Annotated in this window: 14 protein-coding genes; 6 read left to right on the top strand and 8 right to left on the bottom strand. The window is 69.8% G+C overall.

Translation table 11 applies throughout. From position 1 onward, the window contains the following. Window positions 1-14 precede the first annotated feature (14 nt). The 3 genes from OG452_RS32480 to OG452_RS32470 all read right to left on the bottom strand — a co-directional run bounded on the left by OG452_RS32480 (window position 15) and on the right by OG452_RS32470 (window position 4,094). Window positions 15-1,868, bottom strand: a complete 1,854-nt coding sequence (locus tag OG452_RS32480; RefSeq protein WP_327299116.1) for a phospholipase C — start codon at window positions 1,866-1,868, stop codon at window positions 15-17. Between the two features lie 253 nt (window positions 1,869-2,121). After that, a complete protein-coding gene (locus tag OG452_RS32475; RefSeq protein ID WP_327299115.1) occupies window positions 2,122-3,378 on the bottom strand; it encodes an EfeM/EfeO family lipoprotein in 1,257 nt (418 codons plus the stop codon). 80 nt (window positions 3,379-3,458) lie between these two features. Beyond that, window positions 3,459-4,094, bottom strand: coding sequence for a helix-turn-helix domain-containing protein (locus tag OG452_RS32470; protein ID WP_327299114.1), 636 nt, complete (start codon window positions 4,092-4,094; stop codon window positions 3,459-3,461). A gap of 120 nt (window positions 4,095-4,214) precedes the next feature. On the opposite strand from OG452_RS32470, the gene OG452_RS32465 reads away from it, so the two are divergent. From OG452_RS32465 to OG452_RS32440, 6 genes are all read left to right on the top strand, one after another. Next, entirely contained in the window at window positions 4,215-5,087 is an 873-nt protein-coding gene (locus tag OG452_RS32465; RefSeq protein WP_405565236.1) for a PaaX family transcriptional regulator, read from the top strand. A gap of 463 nt (window positions 5,088-5,550) precedes the next feature. Beyond that, window positions 5,551-5,886 carry a hypothetical protein gene (locus tag OG452_RS32460; protein WP_327299112.1) on the top strand — a complete coding sequence of 112 codons (336 nt, stop codon included), beginning with the start codon at window positions 5,551-5,553 and terminating at the stop codon, window positions 5,884-5,886. Window positions 5,887-6,000: 114 nt separating this feature from the next. Then, window positions 6,001-6,858 carry a terpene synthase family protein gene (locus tag OG452_RS32455; RefSeq protein ID WP_327299111.1) on the top strand — a complete coding sequence of 286 codons (858 nt, stop codon included), beginning with the start codon at window positions 6,001-6,003 and terminating at the stop codon, window positions 6,856-6,858. A 203-nt stretch (window positions 6,859-7,061) separates the two neighbouring features. Continuing rightward, entirely contained in the window at window positions 7,062-8,663 is a 1,602-nt protein-coding gene (locus tag OG452_RS32450; protein ID WP_327299110.1) for a prenyltransferase/squalene oxidase repeat-containing protein, read from the top strand. 246 nt (window positions 8,664-8,909) lie between these two features. Beyond that, a complete protein-coding gene (locus OG452_RS32445; protein ID WP_327299109.1) occupies window positions 8,910-10,487 on the top strand; it encodes a wax ester/triacylglycerol synthase domain-containing protein in 1,578 nt (525 codons plus the stop codon). Window positions 10,488-10,647: 160 nt separating this feature from the next. Continuing rightward, the gene (locus OG452_RS32440; protein WP_327299108.1) at window positions 10,648-11,685 is read left to right on the top strand and encodes a beta-ketoacyl-ACP synthase III; all 1,038 of its coding nucleotides are present in this window, start codon (window positions 10,648-10,650) and stop codon (window positions 11,683-11,685) included. Between the two features lie 17 nt (window positions 11,686-11,702). Here OG452_RS32440 and OG452_RS32435 read toward each other — a convergent pair whose 3' ends face one another. From OG452_RS32435 to OG452_RS32415, 5 genes are all read right to left on the bottom strand, one after another. Beyond that, window positions 11,703-12,512 carry a 3-hydroxybutyrate dehydrogenase gene (locus OG452_RS32435; protein ID WP_327299107.1) on the bottom strand — a complete coding sequence of 270 codons (810 nt, stop codon included), beginning with the start codon at window positions 12,510-12,512 and terminating at the stop codon, window positions 11,703-11,705. Window positions 12,513-12,523: 11 nt separating this feature from the next. After that, window positions 12,524-13,018: an NUDIX hydrolase gene (locus OG452_RS32430; protein ID WP_327299106.1), complete on the bottom strand. Its 495-nt coding sequence runs from the start codon at window positions 13,016-13,018 to the stop codon at window positions 12,524-12,526. A gap of 34 nt (window positions 13,019-13,052) precedes the next feature. Next, entirely contained in the window at window positions 13,053-14,654 is a 1,602-nt protein-coding gene (lnt, locus tag OG452_RS32425; protein ID WP_327299105.1) for an apolipoprotein N-acyltransferase, read from the bottom strand. A 147-nt stretch (window positions 14,655-14,801) separates the two neighbouring features. Continuing rightward, window positions 14,802-15,323 (bottom strand): hypothetical protein, encoded by a 522-nt coding sequence (locus OG452_RS32420; RefSeq protein ID WP_327299104.1) that lies wholly within the window; start codon window positions 15,321-15,323, stop codon window positions 14,802-14,804. Window positions 15,324-15,382: 59 nt separating this feature from the next. Next, window positions 15,383-16,168 carry a glutamate racemase gene (locus OG452_RS32415; RefSeq protein WP_327299103.1) on the bottom strand — a complete coding sequence of 262 codons (786 nt, stop codon included), beginning with the start codon at window positions 16,166-16,168 and terminating at the stop codon, window positions 15,383-15,385. Between the last annotated feature and the right edge of the window lie 37 nt (window positions 16,169-16,205).

The raw sequence follows: 16,205 nt of genomic DNA, 5'->3' as shown, positions 1-16,205 counted from the left end.
TCATCCCGTACGGCTCAGGCGGCACCCCGGCCGGAGCGGCGGCGGATCGCCAGGACGACACCGGCGCCGCCGACCACCACCGCCCCCAGCACGCCGGCGGTCAGCAGGCCGGGCTCGGAACTTCCGCTCCCGGAGAGCTCCTGGATGGCGACCCCCTGCCGCTGCGGGTCGGTGATCTGCGCGGCGACCGGTGCCACGGGCCGGATCGGGCCGGCCGACTTGACGGAGCCGTCCTTGTTCAGCAGCACCTGCTTGCCGTTGGGGTGGCGGAAGTCGAGCATCCCGGCCAGCGATCCGGCCCGGGTGTCGAAGGAGTGGTCCCCGATGCGCCCGGTGTGCCAGTTCTCCTCGACGAACTTGATGATGGAGGTCTGCTCGGTCCGGGTGTGGTCGATCTTGTTGACCTTCCCGTACGGGGAGATGACCATCAGCGGCTGACGGGCGCCGGGACCGCACCGGTCGGCGTAACCGCCCGCCGCCTTCGGCCCGTTCTGGCAGGCAGGTGAGTCCAGCGTCCTGCCGTTCGTCTGCTTGGTCGTGTCCTGCGAGCCGTTGAGCGGCTTGGCGTACACGTGGTCGTACCAGCCGTCCGAGTCGTCGTAGGCGAGGACGACCGCCGTGTCCTTCCACTGCGGGGCCTGCTGGATCTTGTTGATCTGGCCGATCAGGAAATCCTGTTCGTCAACAGGGTCGGAGTATCCGGCATGCCCGTCCTGGTAGGAGGGCGCCTTGAGGAAGCTCACCGACGGCAGGTTGCCGGACTTGAGAACGGCGTCGAAGTCCGTGAGGTCGTAGTTGTGGTTGGCCTGTCCGGCGTGCCCGATCTCGGCGACCGACTTCGGGGCCACGTGGTGCGGGTTCGCGGTCGACCTGTAGTACTGGAAGGGGTCGTGGTGCGGGCTGTAGTCCACGACCTGCTCGCCGCCGACATTGGCGTGCGTGGTGCCGCCGCACTTGGCGAGATGGTCCGGCGTGCCGTCCCACGGGGTGCTCGGCCTGAAGCCGCCCTGGAACCAGCCCCAGCTGACGTTCTTCTCGTTGAGGCGGTCGCCGATGTTCTTGCCGCCCAGCTCGGCGAGGGAGGACTTGCTGGTGTGGTCGTTGCCCGAACAGTCGTCGTAGGCCGGATCCGGGTCGGTGATCATGGTGCCGACGCCGTGCGCGTCCGGCGACGCGACCGCTGCGGGATCGGGCTTGTCGGTCCGCTTCGGATTCTCGGTGGAGGACGTGGGGTCGGTTGACACCACCCCGTGCGTCTGGCCCGAGACCAGCTCGATGGCGCCGGGTGACGAAGGGCCGTACGCCGAGCCGAAGGAGTTGTCGTTGAGGGCGTAGTGCTGGGCGTAGTTCCACATCGCGGTAACGGTGTTGCCGTCGAAGTAGTCCATCGCCAGGCCGGGTTCGCCGAAGAGATTGCCCGAGCACTTGCCCGAGTCGGTGTTCTCCACGAACTTGTCGGCCTTGCCGCCGTTGTACGCGTACTGCTCGGGACCGTACGAGTGGTTCTGGTCGCAGGTCATGGCCTGGTCGGGGGTGAGCCGCTTGGGCAGGTACTGGTTGGGGTTCTTGTCGAGCAGACCGGCCGTACGGAGATTGTCGATGTCGTGGGGCGTACGCGGGGACGGGGTGAACTTCGTACCGTCGGTGTTCGCGGCGTGCGGGTAGGTCGCGAAGTAGTGGTCGAAGGAGATGTTCTCGTCGAAGAGCACCACCAGGTGTTTGACCGGCGTGGCCGTGGAACTTCCGTGGGGTGCTGTGGCGGGCGCCGTGGCCCAGACGGGTGCGGCGCCGCCGAGTACGGTCAGCGCGGCGGCGCCGGCCAGCGCTCCCCAGCGGCGCGCGCCCGCTCCTCTGCCCTTGCTGCCCATGCGTTTCCGCCTTCCGCTTCCGGCCGGTGCACCCTGTCATGCACGGCTCAACCTGCTGACACGATGCATCACCATGACACGGGAGTGAACATCTGGCATCCGGTGGGAAAACAAAATTGAGTAAACAAACTGTTGAGTCGACCGCCTGGACCACCCGCCGACCGGACGGCCCGTCAGGGCGCTGGGTCAGGGCGCCGGGTCAGGGCGCCGGGCCGGGAGAGACCGGTCCGGGTCGCCGGATCAGGGCCCCGGATCAGGACGACCGGCGTACGTCGCAGAGAGCCGCGATGCCCGCCAGCCGCTCCGCCAGTCCGCTCACGGCCGCGTTCACCTTCTCGCGCTGTACGCGGCCGAGCCGGGCGGGCGCAGTCCAGTGCCCACCGTGCTCCTGACGGTCCAGCACCGCCCCGGTCCGGTCGAGTTCACCGTCCAGCTGCTTCAGCCGCGGGTACCTTCCGGTGAGTACCGGACGCAGCCGGGAGAGGACCACCCGGGTGCCGTCGAGATTGGCGCGGGCCGTCGCGAGATTGCTGCCACTGCCGTAGTCGGTGCGGCCCGTCAGCTCGAACTGCACGGTGTTCTCCAGGATTTCGTGCGCCCGCAGCCCGAGGTCGAGGGGGTCCATCCGGGCCTGCCGCCACGTAGTGCGCAGGGCCAGTACATCCCTGACCAGCCGGCTGGCGAATGGGCGCAGAGCGGCGGCGGACTCGTCGTGCCACAGCCCGTACTCGATGCGGTGGAAGCCGGTGAAGCCCTTGTCGTGGACGCCGCCGGCCAGGCCCGCGGTCGTTCCGTTGATCGCCGTGTCGGCGTCGCCGAATGTGCCGTAGGCGGCACCCAGCCGCTCGTAATCGAGGTGCGCGGTGAGCCAGGCCTTCCGGGCCAGGGCCCGGTCACCCGCGCGGACCGCGGTGTCCAGCTTCCGTGTGGCGCCGACGAGTGAACCCATCCGGCCGGTGACCCACTTCTGGTAGCTCAGCGTCGGCGGGATCAGATCGTGCTGGCTGACGGGCACCGCCGCCGGCCCGCCGCCGCCGCTGCCGCCCCGCACCCGCACGGTGGGCCCCGTGACGGACGCGGCGTCGTCGGGGAAGCAGCCGAATGCGTAGGAACCGGCCGCGATGGTGACCCGGAGCGCCCGGGTGGTGCCGGGCCCGAGCCCATCCAGCTCGCCGTACACGGCGCCGCTCGACGAGTCCCTCAGAAACACCTCGACCGGCGTGCCCGACGTGTTGTGCACATCGAAGACCTGGGTGCCTGGGCGCGGGTCGTGCCAGCCGGTACCGCAACTCCCCGCCGACGCGACGACACCGGTGTGCGGCAGACCGTCGGAAGGCCCGGCGGCGGAGTGACCGCGACCGCTCAGCAGCCCGGCGGCTCCGGCCCCCGCGAGCGCCAGCACGGCGGCCAGCGCCGCGCCGCCCGCGATCAGCGCACGGCGCGAACGGCGTACGCCTTTCCTGTCCGGCACACCGGCCTCCTGACGCAGCAGCACGCGGAAGAACGACATCGTAGACCGTAGTGGATCAACGGCCCGGGCGCAGCCTGGATCCATCTGGATCGATCAACAGCCCTGGGCACAGCCGGGATTCACCGGCCGCCGCCCTCCCCGTCCGCCGCCCGCCCCTTTCCGGCCGGACGGGCGCGTACGTGCATCCGCTCCCCCTGCTTCCCGAACAGGCTGAGGAACTCCACGGCCTCCGGGCCCGCGCCGTCCCACGCGTGCGGGGTACGGGTGTCGAACTCGGCCACCTCACCCGGGCCGAGGACCAACTCCTGCTCACCCAGGACGAGCCGCAGCTTCCCGGACAGGACGTAGAGCCACTCGTAGCCTTCGTGCACCCGCGGTTCCAGCCGCCCCGGCCGCCGCCGTCCGGCCGGGATGATCTGCTTGTAGGCGTGCAGCCCGCCGAGGTGGCGGGTCAGCGGGATAAAGGTCATTCCGTGACGCTTGACCGGGCGGGGGTGGACACGCGGATCGCCGGTCACCGGAGCGTCGACCAGCTCGTCCAGCTGCACGCCGTACGCCTTCGCCAGCGGAAGCAACAACTCCAGCGTCGGTTTACGCCTCCCGGACTCCAGCCGCGACAGAGTGCTGACGGAGATTCCGGTCTCCTCGGCCAGCCGGGCGAGGGTGATGTCGCGCTCACGGCGCAGCGCGCGGAGCCTGGGGCCCACCGCGGTCAGCACGGATGCGAAGTCGTCGCCTGTCGTCTCTCCGGCCATGCTCTGCCCCTTCACGGTCGCCCGGTCTGCCACCCTCCCTATTTGCCATCTCGGCAAGGCGCTTTGTCAACCAGCCCGGCACGCCGTGACATGCCCCGTTGATAGCCTCCCCGGGTGACGATCGCAGCAGAAGCGGATGAACCAGCGAGGGGGGAGCCGGCAGCCGGTTCCGCGCAGCCACGGCAGTTCATCGTGACGGTGTACGGCCTGTACTCCAGGACCGAGGGCGGCTGGCTCTCGGTGGCCACTCTGATCGGGCTGCTCGCCGACCTGGGCATCGAGGCTCCCGCCGTACGGTCGTCGATCTCCAGGCTGAAGCGGCGGGGCCTCCTGCGGGCCGAACGGCGGAACGGCTCGGCCGGGTACGCACTCTCCGACGAGGGCCTTTCGGTCCTGCGCGAGGGCGACCACCGGATCTTCCGCCGGGACCGCGCGACACCGGCCGACGGGTGGCTGCTCGCGGTCTTCTCGGTACCGGAGTCCGAGCGCAGCAAGCGGCATCTGATGCGCTCCCGGCTGACCCGGCTCGGTTTCGGCACGGCCTCCGCCGGGGTCTACATCGCTCCGGCGCATCTGTACGACGCCACGGCCGAGATGCTGCGCCGCCTGGAACTGGACGGCTACGCCGACCTCTTCCGCGCCGACCACCTGGCGTTCGGCCCGCTGGACGAGAAAGTCAGGGAGTGGTGGGATCTCGACCAACTGGAGCTGCTGTACGGCGAGTTCGTCCGGAAGCACGCGGGGGTACCGGACCGCCTGCCGACCGGGGGCGAAGGCCACGACGGAACCGGCACCGTGGCTGCCGAGCGTGACGCGTTCGTGGCCTACGTCCGCGTACTGACCGACTGGCGGCAGCTCCCGTACCTCGATCCAGGCCTCCCGGCGGAGCTGCTTCCGGAGGACTGGGTCGGGATCCGGGCCGCCGAGCTGTTCTTCACGCTCCAGTCCCGGCTGGAGAACGACGCGCGCGCCTATGTCGCGAGCAGGTCCTGAGCTCAGCCTCAACGGCCTGCGCGCCGGGTGTTCCGTGCCGGCCTCGGCGAACCGCACAGATGCGGGCTGCCGTGAAACCACCGCTTCACGCCTTCAGGTGAACTTCGAGTGCTAAAACCATTATTCGTCCAACCCGGGAGGGATTTTAGGCGATTCTGGCGCCTCTGCAACGGAAGGCTTCCCCATGCGGCGTCGTGCTGTGATCGCCACTACTCTGGTTTCCCTGTCCACCATTGCCGTGTCTGCCGCTGTGGCCGCGGGGCCCGTGATGCCTGTTGCCGGGACGGTCACATGGTGCTTGTCTTCTGCGGCTGCTCAACACCTGGCGGCTGACAAGGTCGTGGTGTCGGCCGCCGCTCCGGCTGTGCTCGATTCGTCAGGGCCGGCCCCGTGCGTGCAGTGGCCGATCAAGGGCAAGATCAGTTTGGACTTGGCGGAAGGGTCCTGGACTGCCGACGGTCGCATGACCTTCACCAGGGCCTCGGACGGGCGCAGCCTGAGCTTCACCGGGGCGCACGGTGACTTGGCCCGGCGGACCCTGTCGGCAGACGCTGCTGTCGGACATGAAACCCCGCAGCCTGTTGATCTCTCCACGTACGAACTCGACATGACGAAGATGACGGTCACCATGCCGTCCTTGAGCTCGCCCGGCTCGGTCGTAGCCAAGCCGTTCGACACGATGCTGACGCAGGACGGTGCGGCGGTGTTCTCCCGGACGTACGGCGCGTCGCCGGTTCCCACTGGGAGCAGTCTGGCCACGGTCGCGGCTCGTGTCGATGTGGTCCCGGCGCTGGGTTGAGTCTCGATGCTGGGGGAATCAGGCGTCGGCGTTGCCTGTCCTGGCCTGCCGCGTGCTGCTCGGGCCGAGATCGCCGGGGCCGCGGTACTGGCGTGGGCGCGAGATCAGGGACTTGTGACCGACCCGGTTGAGGAGAAGCGTCTGGTGGCCATGCGGCTGGGCGAATTCGCCGGCGCGACCGTGCCGGGGGCGAGCGCATGGGATCTGGAGCTGACGGCTCAGTGGGCTGCCTTCATCTGCCTGGTCGACGACCGGTTCGACCGCCGCCGGGTCGATGTCCACCCGGAGGAGGTCGCGGCTCTGTTCGACGGGCTGCTGGACGTGATCACCGGCGGCGCGGCCGGGCCGGGCAGCGGGATCGAGCAGGCCCTGGACGACCTGTGGCGGCGTACGGTTCCGCGGATGTCCACACAGTGGCGGGAGCGGTTCGTTGCCGACTACCGCGACTTCGCCCTGGTGACGTGTGAAGAGGCCGCCGACCGCACGGACCGGGTCCGGCTGGGGCTCAGCGACTACATCCTGCGGCGTCGCAGGACTATTACCGCGCTGCCCATGGCAGACATTCTGGAGTGCACCGCCGGCGCGCCGTGGCCCGGACTTCCCGGCGGGGAGGACCTCATGAGTGCGCTGCGGCTGGCTGCGGCTGATGTGGCCGGCTGGACCAATGACCTGGTCTCGGCCGAGGGCGACCTGCGGGAGGACCGCGACAACCTGGTGACCGTGCTGAGCCGTGAACGCGGCTGTCCCCCGTGCTCAGCACGCGAGCAAGTCACACAGATGCGCGACGACCGACTCAAGGATTTCCACGCTCTTGCCACTTCGTTGACCGCGATGGCCGCTCCCGGAACCGAGTCGGACAGGGTACGGAGCTTTGTGGCCGCCCTCGGGTCGTTCGTGGCCGCAACGCTGTATTGGCTTGGCGTCACTGACCGCTTCGATGCCCGTTGGTCGCTCGGCCGCCGGTCCATGTGATTGCTCTCGTTCTCCCTCGCCCCCCTACCGGTTCGCACGTCACCGTGTTCGCCGTGCCCTCAAGGACTGTGTTCCCGATGAGACCCCCAGCCGCCGAGCGGCTTCCCCCGGCCTGGCCGTCGTCGTATTTCCCGGCAGCGCTGTCTGCCGGACGTAGTCGTCTGTTGGCGTATGTGCTGAACCGGGTGGGAGCGGACGGTGCCGTGCGTGACACCTGTCGAAGCCGGGTACTTGAATCCGCGCTGGCCTTGGCACTGGTGGAGCGGCGCGGATCCGGCCACGTCGACGCACGTGACCGCATGGTGCGCTACCTGGAGCGCCACCGGAGCAGCGGAGGTCTGATGGACGCGGCCGTGGCCGCTGCCGCTCTGGGCCGGGGCGGGCATCCTTCGCCTCATCAGGCCCTTGAGGGCGTCGTCAGCTGTGTACCGGACTTCGCGAGAACTCGCAAACGGGCCTTGGTGCACGCCATCTTCACGATGCTCGGTGTGGCCAACGCCTGTGATGACGGTGATTCACGTGCCTTCGATGCGAGCGCACTGCATCCGTGGGCTGCTGTGCAGGCCGTTGCCGTGAAAGCAGTCCTGGCGGCAGGCAAAGCCCCCGTCGCCCGGGACGATGTCTCCCTGCTGGTGTCCACCCAGTTCCTGGAAACGGTGTGGGAGGGAAACCTCTTCATTCACCTGTCGGTGCTGCATGCCCTGGTGGACGTGCCCGGCATGGAGAGCATCGTCGACAACGGTCTGCGCACCGCCTTCATGCACCAGCGGGAGGACGGCGGCCTGCCCTTCGTCACGGACACCGACACATGGTGCACAGTCGTCGCGGGCCTCGCCCTGTGCAGCGCCGGCGCACCGCCTGAGGCACTGCACCGCATCGCCGGGCACCTTGTGCGCGTCCAGCACGCGAACGGCGGCTGGTCCTATACCGACCGTGCTCAGCTCTCCGACACGGACTGCACCACCGTCGCTGTCGAATTCCTGCACCAGCTGGACGCGGATGCCTACCGCGACCCGATTCGGCGCGCTGTGGACGCGCTGATCGCGGTCCGTGGCGCCGACGGCGGATTCCCCACCTACGGATCAGGCACCCCCTCCGAGGCGTGCATGACCGCCGCCGCGATCAACGCGCTCAGCACCCAGGGCCGCCACCCTCACGTCATCCAGGCTGCTCTGCGCTTTCTCGCCGACCGCCAGATGCCTGACGGGTCCTTTCCCCCGGGCTGGAGCGGCAGCCGCCTGCACACCCTCTTCAGGGCGTACCTCGCCACTCGCCCTCACCACCGGCGGTCCCCGCTGGCCGTCCATGGCATGAGCAGCCGGATCGCCGGCCTGGTGCGGATCACGCAGAACGCGGACGGCGGCTTCGGACAGCAGAAGGACGCCCCGAGCGATGCCATCAGCACTGCCTACGCCCTGATCATCCTGGCCGGGCAACCCGGCCCTGCTCCCGCTGCGCGCGCCGCCCGCTACCTGCTCACCCAACAGCGTTCCGACGGCGGCATCGTCTCCGTTCCCGACATGCTCGGCCCGCGCCCCTTCCCGTACCACGTCCCTTTGCTGACCGACGCGTTCGCCCTGCTCGCCCTGGGCCACCTCACGCGACGCATCCGGCCGCCAAGCGTCATGCGGGGCCGCCGACACAGCAGTACGGAACCGTCCACCACAGCGGGCGACCCCGTCGCACCCCCCTGCCGTGCCCCCTTGAGGCAGACGGAAACCACCTCGTCGTCGACACCGACCTCGCCCGCCCACCGAGTCCCGTCCAATTCCGGTATCCCATCGCCACGCCCCGGGAAAGCGTGACCCGCCGCGGAGGCAAGAGACCCGGTGACCACCATCCGCACAGAGGGACGCGAGTAGTCCGACGTCTGGGAACGCCTCGGCGAGGTCCGGGCCCGCCGACGTCTCCTCCGCTTCACGCCCGGGACGCCGCTTGCGGATGTTCCTGCTCACCGGCCCGCCCCTGTCTCCCCATCGAACCCACCACAGCGGAGAACCCCCGTGACCGTGCCCCTTCGTCCCACCTCCATGGACTTGACCATGCACACCATGGCCCAGGCCCATCCCTCGATCTCCCAGACGATCGGAGTGATCCTCCACCTGGACGGAGACGCTCCTCCCCTGGGCGAACTCCGCCGGCATGTCGCCTCCCACCTGGAGCACGAGCCGCGCCTGACCCACTACCTCCGCGGCCCCGGACTCAAAGCCCGCTGGCACTACGACCCTTCCCCCGACCTGAACAGCCGCGTCCGCGAACAACAATGCCCATCAGGCGAGCAGAACCTCGAGACGGCCCTGACCGATCTCGTCGCGCGTCCCTTGCCCGACACGGGCCCCCTGTGGGACATCTGGCTGCTCGCCGGATACGCCCCCGGCCGGTATTCCATCTGCCTGCGGGCGCACCACAGCACCCAGGACGGCATGGGCGTGGTCGGTACCCTGACCGCTCTGTTCGGCACCGCGCCCGCGCCAACCAAGCAGCGCGCGCCCCGGGCAGGCGCAAGAGCCTACCTGGGCACCGTGCGCGACATGCTCTCCGCAAGCGCCACCCACAACGTCTGGAACAACACCGCACTGCCCCTCACCGGCAACCGTGACATCAGCTGGGCGCATGTACCCAGCCAACGATTGCGAAAAGCAGCCACCGCCCGCGGCGGCGACACAAACGACGGCTTCCTGGCAGCCCTCAGCGGGGCCCTGCGCACGTGGACTTCACAATCCTGGCCCCGGGGAGCCGACAGGCCGCTGCCCGCCATCACGATGGTCAATATGCGCCGCGCCGGGGAACAGGACCGGCCCGGAAACTACATCGCCTTCGCCCCCGCGCTCCTCCCCTGCCACGAGCCGACAGCTGAAGGCCGACTCGACCAAGTCATCGCCGCCACTCGCACCGCGAAGGACCCAAGCCGCCACAGGGCCATGCGTTCCCTGATGGACGCCGTCCCGGCACGCGCCTTCCAGGCTCTGGCGACCCGGATGACCACACCCGACCGGTCTGCCATCACCACTTCCTACCTCGCCATCCCCCGGCCCCTTCGCTACCACCTGGACCCCGTCACCCGCATCCAGCCCTTCAACTGGCTCCCAAGGCACCAGCCGGCCTCGATCGTGGCCTGCAGCTACAACGACGTCACCAGCGTCTGCTTCGTCACCGACGCCGCTCTCCCCGGGCTGGACCAGCTGGCCAGTCTCTTCCACGACGCTGTGGACGAACTCCCGCAGCCTCAAGACGACCCGCAGGCGGACAACGCGCCGGGCCAGCCTCCCCACACCGGCGTGACGTTCCCGGCACCCGCCGCTGACCGCGATGCCACACCCGTCATCGATTTCAGGCTCATCAAAGGCATTCTGGTCCGCCAGGGAAGTCTGCCGGCTGCACCGATCAATCCCCGGGCCACGCAGGCACAAGCCGGCATCGACTCCCTGGCCGTTGCCGTGCTGTCGATGACGCTTGAGGACCGTATGGGCGTCGTGATCACCGAAACCGAACTGGCCCAGGCAACCACCGTGGCCGACCTGGTCAGCCTGGTGGCCCGACGGGCAGCGTCACGTTCCGACCACGAGAGCCCGGGAGGGCAGGATCCTCACCCGCAATCGGAGCGCACGCACACGGCACCTGGGGCGTAGCCGCGCCCTCCCTTGCCAGAAGCTCCGGCCATCGCCCGCTGACACCAGCGGCCGCACACCGGCGACAGCAGGATCACCTCGGCGACCGGTCATCCGTTGCCGAAGGCAGTACCTCCGCCTTCGGCGATGCCGGCCAGCAAGCACAGAAGAGACGAATCCGTTGATCTTCACACGCAAAACCACGGCACCGTCGCCGGAACATGCTGCACAGCTGATCGGCCTGGGGTCCTACCTGCCTCCGCGCAAGGTAAGCAACGCCGACTTGATTTCACGCCTGGACACCACAGATGACTGGATCCGCACCCGTATCGGCATTGCCGAGCGACGCATCGCCGATCCAGCGACGGCCACCAGTGACCTGGCGGTAGAGGCAGGACTACGGGCGATGAGGTCGGCGAAGGTCGAACACGTCGACGCCGTCATCCTGGCCACGGCTACTCCGGACCATCACGTGCCCGGCACCGCCCCTCTGGTGGCCCACCAACTCGGCCTGCGTCAAGTCCCCGCCTTCGACATCGGCGCCGGCTGCTCGGGATTCGTCTACGCAACAACCGTCGCAGCAGGGCTCATCCACGCGGGAACCGCCGGCACCGTTCTGGTCATCGGAGCGGAGAAAATGTCGGCCGTCATCGACCCCTCCGACCGGTCCACCGCGCCGATCTTCGGAGACGGAGCAGGCGCAGTCGTGCTCACAACCGGACGCGCTGACGAACCAGGAGTCCTGGGACCAGCAGCATGGGGCAGCGACGGCGAGCACGCAGACGCCATCCACATCCCCGACGGGGGCTCCCGCCGCCCCTCACACACAACCGACGACCGGAAAAATCGGTACGTACACATGAAGGGCAATGAAGTATTCCGTCACGCGGTGCGCCGTATCACCCAGGTGACTCAAGAATCAGCTACCGCAGCTGGATGGCCCGTCCAGGACATCGACAGACTGATCATCCACCAAGCAAACGCACGCATCAGCGCAGCCGTGGCCGGCAAGCTGGGAATCCCGCCGGAGCGCGTTCCGTCCAATATCCCCCACGTCGGCAACACCTCTGCGGCCTCCATCCCCCTGCTACTGAGCCACTCCGCGCTGGACGGGCAGCTGAAAGCAGGGCAACGAGTCCTCGTGACCTCTTTCGGAGCCGGCTTCACCTGGGCGGCCACCACTCTGCTGTGGCCCGTCGGCCTTCAGGCTCTCGCCTGAGTTTCGAACGGAACAGGCTAACGCGCGGTCCATCCGCCGTCGAGCGAGAGTGAGGTACCGGTGATGAACGCGGCCTGCGGCGTGCAGAGATAGGCCACCGCCTCGGCGACCTCGTCCGGCTCGACAAGCCGTTTGAGCGCCGATTCCTTCAGCAGTACCTCGCTGACCACCTGCTCACGCGGGATCCCATGGGCGGCGGCCTGGTCGGCGATCTGCCGCTCGACCAGCGGGGTGCGCACATAGCCGGGGTTCACGCAGTTCGACGTCACACCGTGCGGGGCTCCTTCGAGCGCCGCCGTCTTGGAGAGCCCTTCGAGTCCGTGCTTGGCCGACACGTACGCGGACTTGTACGCGGAGGCCCGCAGTCCGTGCACGGACGAGAGGTTGACGATCCGGCCCCAGCCCTGTCCGTACATGTGCGGGAGGGCGCCCCTGATCAGCCGGAAGGGCGCTTCCAGCATCACGGTCAGGATGGTGTGGAAGACCTCGGGCGGGAAGTCCTCGATGGGCCGCACGAGTTGCAGGCCCGCGTTGTTGACGAGGACGTCCGTACCGGCGGCGGCCCGCTCCGCGGCGTCGAGGTCGGTCAGGTCGAGTCCGTACGCTTCGACCGTGCCCGGCAGCGCGGCGGCCCGGCCGGCGAGCGCTTGGAGCCCCGTCTCGTCGCGGTCGACGGCCCGCACCGTGGCACCGGCGGCGGCGAGGCGGAGCGCACAGGCGGCACCGATGCCGCTCGCGGCCCCGGTGACGAGTGCGGTACGGCCCACGAGATCGAGACCGAGCGGGGCAGATACGGACGCGGACGCGGGAGCGGGATGCGTGGTCATGGGGCCACAGCCTAGGCGTCGGTCCCGGGAGCGACGGTGGCCGGTTCGAACCACGTGGGGCCGTCGGCGAGGGCCCGCTTGATGCGTGTCAGCGCGAAGTCGGCCAGCTCCGGAAGAGCGTCGACGGCGAACCACCCGACGTCCAGCGACTCGTCGTCATTGACCCGGGGCACTCCCCCGGTCGCCCGGCAGAGCAGGCTGATGTCCATGAACTGGCAGTGGTCGCCGTTCGGGTACTGGATCTTCTTGAGCGCCTGGACGAGGACCACCCGCTCCACCACGCACCGTACGGCCGTCTCCTCGTGGACCTCCCGGACGGCCGTGTCGGCGGGCTGCTCACCCGGCTCCGGGATGCCGCCGATGATCGACCACTTACCGGTGTCGGCGCGCCGGTTGAGCAGCACCCGCCCCTCGTCGTCGAAGACGATGGCACTCACACCGGGCAGCAGGAGCAGCTGGTGGCCGGCGGTGGCCCGGATCTCTCGGATGAAGTCAGGAGTAGCCATGCCCCGACCCTAACCGCCGCCCGGCCTCACTCCTTCAGGGCTTGCGCCGCCGTACCGAGCGAGTGGCCGCCCAGCCGACGCCGCCGGCCGCGAGCGCGACGAGCAGCCACTCGGGGAGCGTCCCCATCCGGGTGGCCGGGGTCTCCGACGAGCGCTTCGGCACATCGGCCACCAGCGCGGCGGCGGTGAACATCTTGGTCTTCTGCGCCACTGATCCGTCCGGCCGGATGACCGCGCTCACCCCGGTGGTGACGGGGACCATCACGGCCCTGCTGTGCTCGACGGCCCGTACCCGCGACATCGCGAGCTGCTGGTACGTCATCTCGCTGCGGTCGAAGGTGGCGTTGTTGCTCGGTACCGAGATGATCTGCGCCCCCGCCTTCACCTGGTCCCGTACGGTCCAGTCGAACGCGGCCTCGTAACAGGTGACAGGCCCGACCCTGGTGCCGCCCATGTCGAAGTCGGCCGGCTTGTGGCCGGGGACGAAGTCCTTGCGGACCAGATCCACGTCGGAGCTGAAGAGCCGGAAGAACGACCGGTCGGGCATGTACTCGCCGAACGGCTGGAGCCGGCGCTTGTTGTACGTGTCGACGGGGCCCTTCTTGGGGTCCCAGAGGATCTGCTGGTTGAGCGGCGCACCCGCCCCGTTGTCCGGGGTGACGACGGCGCCGACCGAGATGGGCGCCTTGATCGCTCTGGCCGCCTCGTCGATCTCGTCGTACGCGTCGGCGTTGAGGTACGGGTCGATGTCCGACGAGTTCTCCGGCCACAGCACCAGGTCCGGCTGCTTGGCCCGGCCCGCCTTCACATCGGCTGCGAGTTTCAGCGTCTCCTTCACATGGTGGTCGAGCACCGCGCGGCGCTGGGTGGCGAAGTCGAGTCCCATCCGGGGGACGTTCCCCTGGATGAGGGCGACCGTGGCCGTGCCGTCCTGGGCGCTGTTACTGACCAGCGGCAACGCGGCGAAGCCGCCCGCGACAGGCGCGACGGCGAGGACGGCGGCGGTGAAGATCCGGCGGTCCGCGAAGCGTCGCACCGTGGCCCAGCGGCGTACCAGCTCGCCCAGGCCGAAGCCGCAGAGGACGACGGCGAAGCCGAGCAGCGGTGTCCCTCCGACGGCGGCCAGCGGCAGGAAGACGCCCTCGGGCTGCCCGAAGGCCACCTTCCCCCAGGGGAACCCGCCGAACGGCACCCGGGCGCGGGCCGCTTCGACGGCGATCCACACCGCGGCGGCCCAGAGCGGCCCGAGCGGCAGCCGGGAGACGTACGCGATGCCCGCACCCGCCACAGCGATGAAGAGCGCCTCGACCGCCGCGAGGCCCAGCCAGGGACCGGGTCCGACCTCGACGCCCGTCCAGACAAGGAGCGGCAGCAGATACCCGAGGCCCGCGAGGTAGCCGAGGCCGAGTCCGGCCCGGGCCCGGCGTCCGTGCAGGACGATCCCCAGTACGGCGAAGGCGACGGGCGCCAGCCACCACAAGGGCCGCGGCGGGAAACTGGCGTACAGCAGCAGGCCGGACGCGGCAGCGGCGGCGGGCCGTACGAGGCGGCGGACCAGCCGCCGTGCGCGCGACTCTTCTGCGGGCTGCGGGGCGAGCCGCTCGGACTCGGCCGTGGGTGTGGTGGGGGCGCTCACCAGGCGGAGTCTACGGTGGCGGGCTGTGCGTCCGGCAAGCGCGGCGCTGTACGTCCGGCAAACGCGGCCCGCAGGCAGCGGCGGCGGACGGCGCGGTCGGACCCGGAGCGGTGGTCGGCCGTCCGGCACCCCCGGACGGCCGGTCAGTCAGCCGGGCGAGAGCCGCAGCCGGTCGCGGATGATCCGGACGGCTGCCTCCGCGTCGTCGACCGTGACGGTGAAACTCCGGCCGTCCCCCAGGGTGAGTACCAGACCCTCCCCGCGGCGCACCACCACGGCGGTCCCCTTCTCGGGGCGCCACCGGTACCCCCAGCCGCCCCACTGGCGCGGGGTCACGACCGGGTCGAAGTCGGCGCACACCACATGGTCGAGCAGGATGCGGCGGCGCGGCAGACCGATGTAGCCGCACCGGACTTCGAAGGAGTGCTCGTCGACCTTCACCGAGACATGTACGAAGGCGAGCGTGCCGTAGAGCATCATCAGGCCGACCAGTACACAGCCGATCACGGCCATCAGCAGCGGCGCACGGTCCACGGTCCAGGCGGAGTCCACAGCCAGGACGATCCCGAGCGCCAGGCACGCGGCCCCGGCGAACGAGAGCAGCCACTGCACGCGGTTGGTCGCATGGCCGGTCCAGACCCGGGGGCCGGGCTCGCTGTGGTCCCTCATGCGTAGCACCCTACCCACCTTCCGCGGGAGCGGCGGTGGTCCGGCGGCGGGCGAGGCTCTCAGTACGCGGGGCTGACGGCCTGGAGCAGACGCCCTTCCGCGTACGTCAGCGCGGCGGTGGGAAGCGGTCCCTCCTGTCCGCTGAGGAGCACTGTCAGCCGGGGGCCCGGAGTGCTGCCGGACGCGGGCCCGGCCCCGATCCGGCGCAGGGCCTGGGCGGCCACGGCCCCGGCCGAGCCGTACAGCTCGACAGCCGGGCTGCCGTGGTGCCGGACGGCGTCGGCGATCCGCTCCCCGACCAGTTCGTAATGGGTGCAGCCAAGGACGACGGCCCTTACGCCGGACGGGGTGAGCGCCGCTGCCGCGGCCACGGCCTCGTCGATCGCGGCCTCGTCGGCGTGCTCGATGGCGTCGGCAAGGCCGGGGCAGGGCACCTCGGTGACGTCGGCGCCGGTGGCGAACTCGCGGATCAGCGCGCGCTGGTAGTCGCTGCCGGTGGTGGCCGGGGTCGCCCAGATCGCGACGGACCCCCCGTCGGCAGCGGCCGGCTTGATGGCGGGCACTGTGCCGATGACCGGGATCTCCGGTTCGAGCGCGGCCCGGATGGCCGGCAGGGCGTGCACGCTCGCGGTGTTGCAGGCGACGATCAGCGCGTCCGGCCGGTGAGCGGCGGCCGCGCGTGCCACCGCCAGGGCGCGGGCCGTGACGTCGTGGGGCGCACGCGGGCCCCACGGCATAGTGCCGGGGTCGCTGGACAGCACCAGATCGGCGTCGGGCTGCTGACGGCGTACCGCGGCGGCCGCCGCGAGCAGGCCGATTCCGGAGTCCATGAGCGCGATCTTCACCCGGTCACCTTAGTCGACAGCTCGTCCTGACCCGCCC

The organism is Streptomyces sp. NBC_01197 (assembly GCF_036010505.1).
Classification (GTDB): Bacteria; Actinomycetota; Actinomycetes; order Streptomycetales; family Streptomycetaceae; genus Streptomyces.
Note: the sequence above shows the minus strand (reverse complement) of the source record. Positions and strands in the feature narration are given on the sequence as shown.